The following is a 12,738-nucleotide window of genomic DNA, read 5'->3' as shown; positions in this document are numbered from 1 at the left end:
CAACCACAGAAATATTCGGAGAAATCCTTTGGCTGAAATCATCGTAGTCACCTCCGGCAAGGGCGGCGTTGGCAAGACCACCACCAGCGCGAGCCTGGCCTGCGGGCTGGCACGGCGCGGCAAGAAGGTCGCCGTCATCGACTTCGACGTCGGTCTGCGCAACCTGGACCTGATCATGGGCTGCGAGCGGCGCGTGGTGTACGACTTCGTCAACGTCGTGCATGGCGAAGCCACGCTCAAGCAGTCGCTGATCAAGGACAAGCGCTTCGACAACCTGTACGTGCTGGCTGCCTCGCAGACCCGCGACAAGGACGCGCTGACCCAGGAAGGCGTGGAGAAGGTGCTCAAGGACCTGGCCGCCGACGGCTTCGACTACATCGTCTGCGATTCGCCGGCCGGCATCGAGAAAGGCGCGTTCCTGGCGATGTATTTCGCCGACCGCGCGGTGGTGGTGGTCAATCCGGAAGTTTCCTCGGTCCGCGACTCGGACCGCATCATCGGCCTGCTCGATTCCAAGACCCGCAAGGCCGAGCAAGGCCAGACCGTGCCGGCCTTCCTGCTGCTGACCCGCTACAGCCCGGGCCGCGTGGAAGGCGGCGAGATGCTCAGCATCACCGACGTGGAGGAAGTGCTGGGGCTGAAGGCCATCGGCGTGATTCCCGAATCCGGCGATGTGCTCAACGCTTCCAACAAGGGCGAGCCGGTGATCCTGGATGCCGAGTCCCCGGCCGGCCAGGCCTACGACGACGCGGTCGCCCGCATCATGGGCGAAGAGCGCCCGATGCGATTCACATCCGTGGAGAAGAAAGGCTTCTTCAGCAAGCTGTTCGGAGGGTAAGCATGGGCCTGCTCGATTTTCTCAAGAGCAAGAAGAACACCGCCGAGACGGCCAAGAACCGCCTGCAGATCATCATTGCGCAGGAGCGCAACCACCGCGGCGGGCCGGATTACCTGCCGCTGCTGCAGCGCGAATTGCTGGAAGTGATCAAGAAGTACGTCAACATCGACGCCGATGCGGTGCGGGTTGATCTGGTCAAGGATGGCGAGCATGACGTGCTCGATATTTCGGTCGCCTTGCCCGAAGACGGCGACAAGTAAGCGTCCCCTGCGGCGCCGTGTTTGCACGGTGCCGCCTTGACGGCCCGAACCGACCGCGAGTCCTTGCGTGTGACCATCGATTCCTCTCCCAGCGCCGAGCCAGCCAGCGTGTTGTGCGTGGGCGATATCGGCCTGGACGCACCGGCCGCCCTGCTCGCCCGCTATGGCCTGCGCCTGCATCGCGTGGAAGCCGGCGCGCCGATCCCCGGCAGTTTCTGGGGCGAACCGGAAGCCGGCATCATCGGCTGCGATGTCTATGTGCGTGACGACACGCCGGTGCATTCGCTGTTGCACGAGGCCGGGCACCTGATCGTCCTGCCGGCCGACAAACGCGCGGCCGTGCATACCGACGCCACCGATTCGGTGGATGAGGAAGACGCCACCTGTTATCTGCAGATCCTGCTGGCCGAGCAATTGCCGGGCGTCGGCAGCGCGCGCCTGATGACCGACATGGACACTTGGGGCTACACCTACCGGCTGGGATCCACGCGCGCCTGGTTCGAGCAGGACGCGGAAAATGCGCGCAGCTGGTTGAGCGCGCGCGGCTTGCTGCCGGCCTGAGTGCCCGCGCCGTGGTCGAGGGGCGCGGCGCTGGACGCGGCTCTCGGGACGCGTCGATGCGTCCACTCGACACGGTGGCTGCCACGCCGTCGTAAACGGCCGTCGGGCGCTGGCAGATGCCACAGCTGGCACCGCAGTCCGCTGGATTCCACACACGCGGCGCCTGCGCGACCGCGTGCGATGTCACCGCCTGCGCGCCTGCCCCATCATCCGTTCGCTGTCGCGGCCATGGCCCCGGACAGGTCCAGCGTCGCCACCGTGCCCTGCCCGGCATTGGAATCCAGGTTCAGATGCCAGCCCAGATGCTCGCAGAGCCGTCCGATCAGTTCCAGCCCGATGCCGTTGCCCTGGCGTGCGTTGCCGCGCGCCAGGCGCGCGTAGATCGCGCTGATCTCCTCCGGCGTCATGCCGTGGCCCGGGTCGGCGATGCGCACCACCCCTGGTGCCGATAGCGAGACGCGGATGATGCCGCGGTCGCTGTTCTCGATCGCGTTGCGCAACAGATTGCCGATGGCGGTCTGCACGATCGCCACCGGTACGGTGAGGCTGCATGGCGGAAGCGGATCGGTGAGTACCTGCAGGTCCTTGTCGGCAAGCAGATGCGCGTGGTCGGCGACGATCTCCGGCAGCAACTGGTCCAGACGCAGCGTATCGCTGCTGCGCGTCAGCCGGCCGGGGTCCTTGGCCAGCACCAGCAACAAGGTGATCAACTGCTCCACCGCAGCGCTGGTCTGCGCGATGCGCTCCAGCTGATGACGCACCGCCGGGGGTGTACCGGCTTGTTCCAGCGCCAGTTCGGCGGCGTTGCCGATCACCGCCAGCGGGGTGCGCAACTCGTGGCTGGCGCTGTCGATGAAGGCGCGTTCGCGCTCGACGAACTGGCCGTTGCGATCGAGATAGTCGTTGAGTGCGTCGGCAATCACGTACAGCTCGGCGCTGCCCTGCGGGCCAACAGCAATACGTTGCGCACGCCGCTCGGGATGCAGCGCGCCGATGTCGCGCGCCAGCTCCACCAGCGGGCGCACCAGCCGCGCCATCGCATAAGTGCCCATCAGCAAGGTGATGCCGATCAGCGCGACGCCTGCCGCCAGCATCCAGCGCGTGATGAACTGCTCCAGCGCCTCGAAGTCGGTGATATCCAGCACCAGCGCCAGGCGCCCGGCATGCGGCGTGTCGCGCACCATCACCGCGCTCTGGCGGCCGGCGATTTCCAGCTCGTCGTGCAGGCCGGGATGCAGCGTGCGCAACACCGGCGGCACTGCCGCGCCGCCGTCGACGCGATACAGCCGCAAGGTGTCCGAGTCCTGCCAGCGGTAATCCGGATTCTGCGCACTGCGGTCCAGGATGCTGTCCAGCTCCGAATTCAACAACGAGCGCCACACGCCGTGTTCTGCGCGCTCGTGCAGATACTGCGCGGTGCCGAACACCGCCAGCACCATCAACAGCGTGTAGCCGAACAACCACACCAGCACGCGGCGGCCCAACGGGCGCTGCCTAAGCATCGCTGCACTCGCCCGCGGCCGGATCGCCGGCACCTTCCAGCGGCGCCAGGCGATAGCCCAGCCGCGGCAGGGTGTGGATCAGTTTCTGCGCGAACGGGCCGTCCACGCTGCGGCGCAACTCGTAGATATGCGAGCGCAGCATGTCGCCATCGGGCGGATCGTCGCCCCATAGCGATTGCTCCAGCCGCTGGCGGGTAACCGCGGCGGGGCTGGCCTGCATCAGCACTTCCAGCAGCTTGCGGCAGGCCGGATACAAATGCAGCACCTGGCCGGCGCGGGTGGCTTCCAGCGTGGACAGGTCCAGACGCAGATCAGCCACCTGCAGCAACTTGCCGCGTCGGCGCCCATGCGCACGCGCAAGCAGGGCCTCGATGCGGACCTCCAGTTCCGGCAGCGCGAACGGCTTGGTCAGATAGTCGTCGGCACCGGCCCGGAAGCCGGCGATCTTGTCGGGCAACTCGTCGCGGGCGGTGAGCATGATCACCGGCAGCTCGGACTGGTGCTGCTCGCGCAGGCGGCGCAGCACTTCCGGGCCGTCCATGCGCGGCATCATCCAGTCCAGCACCAGCACGTCGTACTGCTGGGTGGTGGCCAGATGCAGGCCGGTGATGCCGTCGGGCGCTGCGTCCAGGGTGTGCCCGCGCGCTTCGAAATAGTCGAACAGGTTGGCAACCATGTTGCGGTTGTCTTCGATGACCAGCAGCCGCATCAGCGCGTTTCCAGGGCGGCCCGGCAGGGACGATGTGCGCATCCTAACCGAGCCTGGCCGAACACAGCCGCTCTGGATGGCTCCGACAAAATTCCGACCTGCTTGCCGGATAGTGTGGCGCCCCACCGATCGGAGCGTGCGCGTGTCGCCTGCCATCTCCGCCGCCACTTCCCGCCAGCGTGCGCTGCTTGTCGCCGTGTTGCTGATCGTCGTCAGCCTGCTGGCCGGGCTGGGCCTGCGCCAGCCCAACCCGCCGGACGAGCCGCGCTTTGTGCTGGCCGCACGCAGCATGGTCGCGACCGGTCAGTGGCTATTGCCGCACCGGGGCAGCGAGCTGTACGCCGAAAAACCGCCGGTCTTCATGTGGTTGCAGGCAGCCAGCTACGAGCTGGTGCCGCACTGGCCGGTCGCGTTCCTGCTGCCGTCGCTGCTGGCTGCGCTCGCCACGTTATGGCTGACCTGGGACATCGCGCGGCGGTTGTGGAACCGGCGCGTGGCGCGGCATGCGGTACTGGCGTTGTTTGCGGTGCTGCAGTTCGGCCTGATGGCCAAGCGTGCGCAGATCGACATGGTGCTGGTGGCGCTGACCACGCTGTCGTTGTGGGGGATGCTGCGGCATCTGCTGCGCGGGCCGGACTGGCGCGCATGGACGCTGGGATTGTTCGCCGCCGGCGTGGGCACGGTGACCAAGGGTGTGGGCTTTCTGCCCTTGCTGCTGTTGCTGCCGTGGATGGCGCTGCCGCGCAGGCACTGGCGCGTGCTGCCGGCACGCGCACAGGCCGGGCGCAGCTGGTTGCTGGTGCTGCCCGCGTTCCTGGCGGGGACCGCGGTATGGCTTGGTCCGCTGGGCATCGCGTTGTGGCAGAGCAACGACCCGGCGCTGCATGCCTACGCGCACGAGTTGTTGTTCAAGCAGACCGGTACCCGTTACGCCCACGCCTGGCATCACCTCAAGCCGGCCTGGTACTACCTGCAGGTGATCGCCACGCTGTGGTTGCCCGGCTGCCTGCTGTTGCCCTGGCTGCTGCCGGCCTGGTGGCGGCGGCTGCGACGCGGCGACCCGCGCTATCTGTTGCTGCTTGCCTGGAGCATGTTGGTGCTGGTGTTTTTCAGCGCCAGCCCGGGCAAGCGCGAGGTCTACATCTTTCCGATGCTGCCGGCCCTGTGCATCGCCGCCGCACCGCTTCTGGCCGGGCTGCTGCGCAAGCGTGGTGTCCGCATATTGCTGACCGGCTACCTGCTGCTGCTTGCGCTGGCCGCTCTCGCATTGGGCAGCGGTATCGCACTGCATCTGCACTGGGCGGAAAACACCGCCCTGCAGCGCGGGATGGAGTTGGCCTCGCTGCGGTCGGTGGGTCTGTGGTCGATCGGCCTGGGCGTGGCCGGCCTCGCGGCAATTGCATGGTCGCGTGGCAAGCGCACCGGCACCGCGGTGGTGGTGGTGACCGCCGCACTATGGAGCGTGTATGGCCTGGGCTTGATGCCGGCACTGGACCCTTACAGTTCTGCCGCTGGCTTGATGCAGCGCGTGGGACAGCGCATTGGCCCGGAGGCCGAGCTGGGCATGCTGGCCTGGCGCGAGCAGAACATGCTGCAGGCGGATCGACCGGTCACCGACTTCGGCTTCAAGGCGAGTTGGCAGCAGCAGTGGGCCAAGGCAGGTCCATGGCTTGCACACGCACCTGAGCGCCGTTGGCTGTTCGTTCTCAAGCAGGCGGTACCGGCGTGCATCGATCCGGCGCAACGGATCGATATTGGCGAGTCCAACCGCAATCAATGGCAGTTGGTGCCGGGCACGGCCTGGCATGCCGGTTGCGTTGCAACCGCCTCCGACACCAACACCGGCGGTGGCGACAGCGAGACAGACTGAACGCCGGATAGCGCGTTAACCGCCGGACAACTCCGGTCCGACCGCTTTCCGACATGCCGCTTTCGAAGATGCCGGGCATAGACCACCGGCCGATGCTTCGATGACCTCGCTTCCCGTATACGCGCCAGCCCTGGCGCGCACAGCCACTCTCGCGCAAACCCGCTTTCTCGTTCGGCATCTGTGGCTGCCGCTGGTCGGCGTGCTGGTGCTCAGCGCGTTGTTGATGGGCGCCGGCGGCGACCAGTGGATTGCCGATGCGCTGTATCGGCTGCAAGGCGGGCAGTGGCTGCTCAAGGACCACTGGTTCACCAGCGGGGTGATTCACCGCGTCGGCAAATGGTTGAGCACGGCCGCCGGTGTCGGCGTGCTGGCGCTGGCGATCGTGGCATGGAGCAGGCCGCGCGCGCGCGCGATGCGCTGGCCGCTGACGTATCTGGCCGCATCGATCGCATTGTCGACTTCGCTGGTGTCCTTGCTCAAGTCGTGGACAGCGATGGATTGCCCTTGGGATTTGAGCCGTTATGGCGGCACGCATCCGATGATCGGTCTATTCGAATCACGCCACGGCATTGCTGCGTCCGGTTGTTTTCCGGCAGGCCATGCAAGCGCTGGTTATGCCTGGGTCGCGCTGTATTTCTGTGCACTGTCTCTACGTCCTGCATGGCGCCTGCCAGGACTATTCGCAGGTTTGGCGGCAGGTCTCATTTTCGGTCTTGCGCAGCAACTGCGCGGCGCGCATTTTTTATCGCACGACCTGTGGTCGCTGGCGGTGTGTTGGGGAACTGCACTTGCACTGTACTGCGCGATGCTGGCTCGACCGCATCGCGCCAATGCTGTGGTGTTGCAATCGGGGGATGCAGCATGAGTACCTATCTACCGCAATCGCGCTCGCTCAAGCGCCTGCGCGCACTGAGCTGGACGATGCAACCGACGGTTTCGACCGAGACCTTGGTGTTGCTGTCGAGTCTGTTCTTCGCGCTGGTGTGCAACCAGCTGTTCTGGCACACGGCGATGGCCACGCATCCGGGCAGTGTCGGGTTTGCCATCTCGTTGATGGCCTTGCTGGTGGCCGTGCATGCGTTGTTGCTGGGCCTGCTGGTGTGGCGCTGGAACGCCAAGCCGCTGTTGACGCTGTTGCTGTTCACCACCGCGCTGGCTGCGCATTACATGGACAGCTACAACGTCTACCTGGATGCGGACATGCTGCGCAACGTGCTGCATACCGACCACAAGGAATCGCGCGAACTGCTTACGCCCGGCTTGATCCTGCCGCTGCTGTGCTACTTCCTGATTCCGGCCACGCTGTTGTGGCGCACGCGCCTGCAGGCACGCAGCATCGGCAGATCACTGGCAATCCGCGCCGGCTTCTTGCTGGTGGTGGCAGTGGTCGGTGCGGCCGGCGCGATGCTGTCGTCGCAGGACGTCTCGGCATTGATGCGCAATCACCGCGAGGTGCGTTACCTGGCCACGCCGATCAACTATATCGTGGCGCTGCGGCAGAACCTCAAATCCGATTCGCCGCTCAAGCATGCGCCCAAGCAACCGGTCGAACACGACGCCATGGCCACACCACGTGCACCGGGGAGCCGTCCGCGCCTGCTGCTGGTGGTGCTGGGCGAAACCGCACGTGCGCAGAACTGGGGCCTCAACGGCTATGCGCGCCAGACCACGCCCGAGCTGGCGCAGGCCGGGGTGATCAATTTCCCCGACATGCATTCCTGCGGCACCAGCACCGAGGTCTCGGTGCCGTGCATGTTCTCGCCGTTCGGCCGCCGCGATTACAACGAGGACACGATTCGCGGCCACCAGTCGTTGCTGCATGTGCTCGAACACGCCGGCATTTCCACGCTATGGCGCGACAACCAGTCCGGCTGCAAGGGCGTCTGCGATGGCCTGGACATCCAGAAGCTGGACGATGCCACCACGCCAGGGCTATGCGCCGATGGTCGTTGCATGGACGAGATCCTGCTGAGCGACCTGGCTGCGCAAGTGCGTGCGAAACCCGGCGACCGCGTGGTGGTGGTGCATCAACTCGGCAGCCACGGGCCGAGTTACTTCGAGCGCTACCCGGCACAATTCGAGCGCTTCAAGCCGGTGTGCAGGACCGCCGATCTGGGGAGTTGCAGCCGTCAGAGCATCGTCAACGCCTACGACAATTCCATCACCTATACCGATCACTTCCTCAACCAGGCCATCCATACGCTGCGCGGGCTGCAGGACTACGATACCGCGATGATCTATCTCTCCGATCACGGCGAGTCGCTGGGAGAAAAAGGCCTCTACCTGCATGGCGTGCCGTACGCGATCGCGCCCAGGGAGCAGACCCACGTGCCGATGGTGATGTGGTTCTCGCCGGAGTTCGCACGCGACCGCGGCCTGGACGAGACCTGCCTGCGCCACCGTGCCGGCCAGTACACCGACCAGGACGCGCTGTTTCCGTCTGTGCTGGGACTGATGCAGGTCAAGACCAGCGCCTATGCGCCGGAGCGCGACCTGTTCGCCAAGTGCACGGGCAGCACGCTGCGCTGATCGATAACGCCTGCAGCCGCCCGCCTCAGTACATGCATGGCGGGCGTTGCCCCTTGCCCTGAACCCCGGCGCGCTCTAGCCTGCGTCGGACTTCACCGCAAGGACCACCCGTGAATCCTCGTTTGCTGTTGCTGGCACTGGCTGTGGCTGCCGGCACCCTGTCGTTGTCGGCCTGCCGCCAGGACGCGGCGGCACCCGCCAAGCCCGCTGCCAGCAAAGCCGCGCCGGAGGAAAGCGCCGACCAGTTCGTCGCGCGCATCAGCGCCGAGTACAAGGCCGCATACCCGGAACTCACCGCCGCGCAGTGGCTGTCCTCGACCTACATCAACGCCGATTCGCAATTGCTGGCCGCCAAGGCCAACGAACGCTCGCTGGCGCAACTGGACCGCTGGATCGAACAATCCAAGCAGTATGCAGGCAGCCCGATGTCGGCCGACAGCGCGCGTGCATTGCAACTGCTGAAATTGATGAGCGCCCTGCCCGCCCCACGCGACCCGGCCAAGCTGGCAGAGCTCACCCGGATCGCCGCCAAGATGGAAGGCGACTACGGTGCGGCCAGTTATTGCATAGGCGATGGCGAACAACGCCGCTGCCGCCAGCTCGGCGAGCTGGAACAGGTGCTGGCCAGCAGCCGCGATTACGCCGAACAACTGGATGCCTGGCAGGGCTGGCATGGCACCGCAATCCCGATGCGCAAGGACTACCAGCGCTTTGTCGAACTCGCCAACGAGGGCGCACGCGGGCTGGGCTTTGCCAATGTCGGCGTGCTGTGGCGCAGCGGTTACGACATGCCGCCAGCGCAACTGGCCAGCGAAACCGACCGTCTCTGGGACCAGGTCAAGCCGCTGTACACACAACTGCAGTGCTATGCGCGCGGCAAGCTCGATACGCAATACGGCAAGGACAAGGGCGAGCTTGCCGGCGGCATGCTGCCCGCGCATCTGATGGGCAATATGTGGCAGCAGGACTGGAGCAACCTGTGGGACCTGCTGCAGCCGTACCCGGGTGACGGCGACCTGGACATCACCGCTGCGCTGGAAAAACAGTACCAGGGCAACCTGAGTGCGGTGCTGGCGCGCACCACCGGCACCGAAGGCGGCAGCGGCGTACGCTTCCAGGCCGAGCGCGAAGCGCAGCTGCGCACCGCAAAACAGATGACCGAACGTGCGCAGGATTTCTACACCTCGCTCGGCATGCCCAAGCTTCCCGACAGCTATTGGCAGCGTTCGCAGTTCATCAAACCGCTGGACCGCGACGTGGTCTGCCATGCCAGCGCATGGGACATGAACATGGGCGGCGAAGCGACCCAGAATATCGGTGCGGACGTGCGCACCAAGATGTGCATCAAGCCGACCGAAGAGGATTTCACCACCATCTATCACGAGCTTGGGCACCTCTATTACGACCTGGCCTATAACCCGCTGCCGCCACTGTTCCAGAACGGTGCCAACGACGGTTTCCATGAAGCGATCGGCGACACCATCGTGCTGGCGATGACGCCCAGGTATCTGCAGTCGATCGGCATGATCGGCGAACAGCAAACCAGCCGCGAGGCGTTGCTCAATTCGCAGATGCGCATGGCGCTGAGCAAGGTCGCCTTCCTGCCGTTCGGCCTGATGATCGACCGCTGGCGCTGGGGCGTGTTCGACGGCTCGATCCCCCCCGAGCGTTACAACCAGGCCTGGTGGGACCTGAAAGCCAGGTACCAGGGCGTGGCACCGGCGAGTCCACGCGGCGAAGAGTTCTTCGATGCCGGCGCCAAGTACCATGTGCCCGGCAACACGCCGTACACCCGGTATTTTCTTGCGCACATCCTGCAGTTCCAGTTCTACAAGGGCCTGTGCGAGGCCGCCGGCCAGCAAGGCCCGTTGTACGAGTGCAGCTTCTACGGCAACAAGGACGCCGGGCAAAAATTCTGGTCGATGCTGCAACGGGGCTCCAGCCAACCCTGGCAGACCACGCTGAAGGAACTCACCGGCAACGACCGCCTGGATGCCGGCCCGATGCTGGAATACTTCGCGCCGATGGACGCCTGGCTGAAGCAGCAAAATCAGGGAAAATTGTGCGGCTGGCAGGCAAGCGCACCCGCTGCCACAGGCAATGCGCCTGTGCCTGCCGCAACGCACTGACGCGCGCGCTCCCCGCGCCATGCGGCAGCCGCCACCCTGGTCGCCGCACGGGAGGCGCAGCAGCAGGACGTAGGCCGACCGGCACCGGCGCGCTGATCCAGCGCACTGCTTGAAGCGCAGCCAATTGATGCGCAGCGCCCGGCCCCGAACGCGGCCCATCCACGCGCAATGGGCCGTGTTCGGAGTCGGCTTGGCCGACCACCGCTGCGTGCATGGCCTCAGTTGGTGCGCGCGGGCACCAGCTTCTGCGCGAACTCGATCCGGAACGCCTCGAAATCCCTGCCGTCGGCGGCCGCCTCGGCATGCGCCGCGTCCTTGAGCGCGTCCGAATAGGTCAGCCGTACCGGCGTGCCCTGGCGTTCGTGCAGCTCGGCCGCGCGCATGATCAGGGCCAGCACCTGGGCGGCGCTGGTGCTTTCGCCGGCGATGCGGCCGTCCATGCCCAGCACCCATTCGCCATCGCGGCGGACGATGCCGGCCAGCAGCGTGCGCTGCTGGTCGCGCAGTTCGGCATGCGGCTCGATCGGCGAGACCGGCGCGGGATTGGCGGCGGCCTGGTTGCGCTGGCGCTCGGCGGCGCGCTTGCGGGCGTCGCGGCGCAGCTTGGAATCGGTGGACATGCAGGCTCCTGTGAGGTCAGAGATGGTCGGCCGGCTCCAGAGGCACTGCCTCCTCGGCCTGGCGGCGGCGTAGACGGCGGCCGCTGCGGCGTTCCCAGCGCCAGAATAGCCAGCCCAGCAGGAAAAAACCGGTCATGCCGATCGCCAGATGGCGCGGGTGTTCACTCAGCAGCGGCGACAGCACCCCGGCCACCAGCGTATTGGTCATCAGTTGGGTGAAGGCCTGCAGCGAGGAGGCCAGGCCGCGCTGATGCGGGTACATGTCCAGCACCGCCAGCGCCAGGATCGGGAAGATCAGCGCCATGCCCACGCCGGCCAGGAAGATCGGCAGCACCGCCCAGGGCAGCGCGATCTGCGCTGCCGTCATGGTGTAGCCCAAGTTCGCCAGCGCCGCCACGCCGCAGCAGATGAAGCCGATGCGGATCTGCTGCACCGGGTCCATGCTGCCGGCCATGCGCCCGGACAGGAACGAGCCCAGCGTCATGCCGCCGATGGTGGGAATGAACAGCCAGGCGAAGTCGCCCTCGCCCAGGTGCAGGTGGCGCATGATCAGCACCGGCGCCGAGGCGATGTACAGGAAGATCCCGGCGAAGTTGAACGCACCGGCCGCGGCCAGCCGCTGGAAACGCGGGTTGAAGCCGATCCGCACGTAGTCGCGCATCAGGCGGCGCAGCTGCAGCGGCGTGCGCGCCTGCGGCGGGTGGGTCTCCGGCAGCCAGGTCAGCGTGGCCAGCAGCAGCACCAGCCCGAATGCCACCAGGAACCAGAAGATCAGCGGCCAGCCGGCGCCGCTGAGCAGGATCCAGCCGCCGATGATCGGCGCGATCGCCGGGGCGATGCCGAAGATCATCGACACCTGGCTCATCAGCCGTTGCGCGTCCGCCCCCTGGAACAGGTCGCGGATCACCGCTCGCCCAACGATCATGCCCACCCCGGCCGACAGCCCCTGCAACGCGCGGAACGCCAGCAGGGTGGGCAGGTCCTGCGACAGCGCGCAGCCCACCGAGCCGGCGATGAACAGCAGCAGCCCGCCCAGGATCACCCGCTTGCGGCCCCAGGCGTCCGACAGCGGGCCGTGCGCGATGCTCATCAGCCCGTAGGCGAGCAGATAGACGCTGATGGTCTGCTGGATCGCCACCTCGTCCACCGCCAGGCTGCGGCTGAGCCGCGAGAACGCCGGGAAGATGGTGTCGATGGAAAACGGGCCAAACATCGCCAACCCGGCGAGCAGCAGCGCCATGCGACGGGTGGAAGGCGTGGTGGGGGTCATGCAGGGATCCGAAACGTGGTGCATCGGGGGACGCACGCCGGCGCCGCCCTGGGGGCGGCGTCGGGATGAGCACAAGGGCGTCGATGATAGGCGCTCGCCGTTGCAAGGTTAAGCAGACCCGAGTACATAGGCCTGCCGCGTGCGCTCCGGCGCGTGCGCACGCAGGCTATAATCGGCCGGCAACACGGTGGGAGAAGCGGCACTGCCGCTGCCGAAGGCGCAACAGCCCGTAATCGCTCAGGCCCGATACCATCCGCAGTACAACTCTGGAGAGACCGGCCGATGCCGGCGCCGAAGGGGCACGGAACGCAGGCAGGCCCAGCGCCATGCCGCGTTCCTAAACTCTCAGGCAAAAGGACAGAGGGGCGCGAGGAAGACTGTCGCTGCGACAGGAGGTGATGCGCTGCGCGCGTCACGCCGGTGCGGTGGCTGTCGACCATTCGTCTGCCC

At 66.4% G+C, this 12,738-nt stretch carries 11 protein-coding genes and 1 riboswitch; of the genes, 7 read left to right on the top strand and 4 right to left on the bottom strand.

Going from position 1 to position 12,738, the window contains the following annotated elements; genetic code table 11:
- The first annotated feature begins 28 nt into the window (after positions 1-28).
- The 3 genes from minD to XarbCFBP7408_RS12260 all read left to right on the top strand — a co-directional run bounded on the left by minD (position 29) and on the right by XarbCFBP7408_RS12260 (position 1,659).
- Positions 29-838: a septum site-determining protein MinD gene (gene minD, locus XarbCFBP7408_RS12270; protein ID WP_046342008.1), complete on the top strand. Its 810-nt coding sequence runs from the start codon at positions 29-31 to the stop codon at positions 836-838.
- 2 nt (positions 839-840) lie between these two features.
- Positions 841-1,098 carry a cell division topological specificity factor MinE gene (minE, locus tag XarbCFBP7408_RS12265; protein ID WP_005994583.1) on the top strand — a complete coding sequence of 86 codons (258 nt, stop codon included), beginning with the start codon at positions 841-843 and terminating at the stop codon, positions 1,096-1,098.
- Between the two features lie 69 nt (positions 1,099-1,167).
- The gene (locus XarbCFBP7408_RS12260) at positions 1,168-1,659 is read left to right on the top strand and encodes a hypothetical protein (RefSeq protein WP_425522542.1); all 492 of its coding nucleotides are present in this window, start codon (positions 1,168-1,170) and stop codon (positions 1,657-1,659) included.
- A 206-nt stretch (positions 1,660-1,865) separates the two neighbouring features.
- Here the strand turns inward: XarbCFBP7408_RS12260 and XarbCFBP7408_RS12255 are convergent, their stop codons facing one another.
- Both XarbCFBP7408_RS12255 and XarbCFBP7408_RS12250 read right to left on the bottom strand, forming a co-directional pair.
- Positions 1,866-3,161, bottom strand: a complete 1,296-nt coding sequence (locus XarbCFBP7408_RS12255) for a sensor histidine kinase (RefSeq protein WP_104563191.1) — start codon at positions 3,159-3,161, stop codon at positions 1,866-1,868.
- A complete protein-coding gene (locus tag XarbCFBP7408_RS12250) occupies positions 3,154-3,870 on the bottom strand; it encodes a response regulator transcription factor (RefSeq protein WP_016901685.1) in 717 nt (238 codons plus the stop codon). The genes XarbCFBP7408_RS12255 and XarbCFBP7408_RS12250 overlap by 8 nt, the downstream gene beginning before the upstream one ends.
- 136 nt (positions 3,871-4,006) lie before the next feature.
- Between XarbCFBP7408_RS12250 and XarbCFBP7408_RS12245 the strand changes: the two genes are divergently transcribed.
- The 4 genes from XarbCFBP7408_RS12245 to XarbCFBP7408_RS12230 all read left to right on the top strand — a co-directional run bounded on the left by XarbCFBP7408_RS12245 (position 4,007) and on the right by XarbCFBP7408_RS12230 (position 10,398).
- A complete protein-coding gene (locus XarbCFBP7408_RS12245) occupies positions 4,007-5,740 on the top strand; it encodes an ArnT family glycosyltransferase (RefSeq protein WP_181106535.1) in 1,734 nt (577 codons plus the stop codon).
- Positions 5,741-5,840: 100 nt separating this feature from the next.
- The gene (locus XarbCFBP7408_RS12240) at positions 5,841-6,605 is read left to right on the top strand and encodes a phosphatase PAP2 family protein (protein ID WP_104563190.1); all 765 of its coding nucleotides are present in this window, start codon (positions 5,841-5,843) and stop codon (positions 6,603-6,605) included.
- Entirely contained in the window at positions 6,602-8,269 is a 1,668-nt protein-coding gene (locus XarbCFBP7408_RS12235; RefSeq protein ID WP_104563189.1) for a phosphoethanolamine transferase, read from the top strand. The genes XarbCFBP7408_RS12240 and XarbCFBP7408_RS12235 overlap by 4 nt, the downstream gene beginning before the upstream one ends.
- A gap of 110 nt (positions 8,270-8,379) precedes the next feature.
- Positions 8,380-10,398, top strand: a complete 2,019-nt coding sequence (locus XarbCFBP7408_RS12230; RefSeq protein WP_104563188.1) for a M2 family metallopeptidase — start codon at positions 8,380-8,382, stop codon at positions 10,396-10,398.
- Positions 10,399-10,616: 218 nt separating this feature from the next.
- Here XarbCFBP7408_RS12230 and XarbCFBP7408_RS12225 read toward each other — a convergent pair whose 3' ends face one another.
- Together XarbCFBP7408_RS12225 and XarbCFBP7408_RS12220 are read right to left on the bottom strand one after the other, a co-directional pair.
- Entirely contained in the window at positions 10,617-11,018 is a 402-nt protein-coding gene (locus tag XarbCFBP7408_RS12225; RefSeq protein WP_016901679.1) for a hypothetical protein, read from the bottom strand.
- Positions 11,019-11,034: 16 nt separating this feature from the next.
- Entirely contained in the window at positions 11,035-12,288 is a 1,254-nt protein-coding gene (locus XarbCFBP7408_RS12220) for a multidrug effflux MFS transporter (protein ID WP_104563187.1), read from the bottom strand.
- 256 nt (positions 12,289-12,544) lie between these two features.
- A riboswitch (glycine riboswitch) is annotated at positions 12,545-12,659 on the top strand.
- The last annotated feature ends 79 nt before the right edge of the window (positions 12,660-12,738 follow it).

The organism is Xanthomonas arboricola pv. guizotiae (assembly GCF_002940205.1).
GTDB lineage: Bacteria > Pseudomonadota > Gammaproteobacteria > Xanthomonadales > Xanthomonadaceae > Xanthomonas > Xanthomonas arboricola_C.
This window is presented reverse-complemented; position numbering and strand designations above follow the sequence as displayed.

Coding starts and splice junctions, on each gene's coding strand:
- minE (WP_005994583.1), top strand. CDS start 841: ATGGGCCTGCTCGATTTTCTCAAGAGCAAGAAGAACACCGCCGAGACG.
- XarbCFBP7408_RS12255 (WP_104563191.1), bottom strand. CDS start 3,161: ATGCTTAGGCAGCGCCCGTTGGGCCGCCGCGTGCTGGTGTGGTTGTTC.
- XarbCFBP7408_RS12250 (WP_016901685.1), bottom strand. CDS start 3,870: ATGCGGCTGCTGGTCATCGAAGACAACCGCAACATGGTTGCCAACCTG.
- XarbCFBP7408_RS12240 (WP_104563190.1), top strand. CDS start 5,841: ATGACCTCGCTTCCCGTATACGCGCCAGCCCTGGCGCGCACAGCCACT.
- XarbCFBP7408_RS12235 (WP_104563189.1), top strand. CDS start 6,602: ATGAGTACCTATCTACCGCAATCGCGCTCGCTCAAGCGCCTGCGCGCA.
- XarbCFBP7408_RS12225 (WP_016901679.1), bottom strand. CDS start 11,018: ATGTCCACCGATTCCAAGCTGCGCCGCGACGCCCGCAAGCGCGCCGCC.
- XarbCFBP7408_RS12220 (WP_104563187.1), bottom strand. CDS start 12,288: ATGACCCCCACCACGCCTTCCACCCGTCGCATGGCGCTGCTGCTCGCC.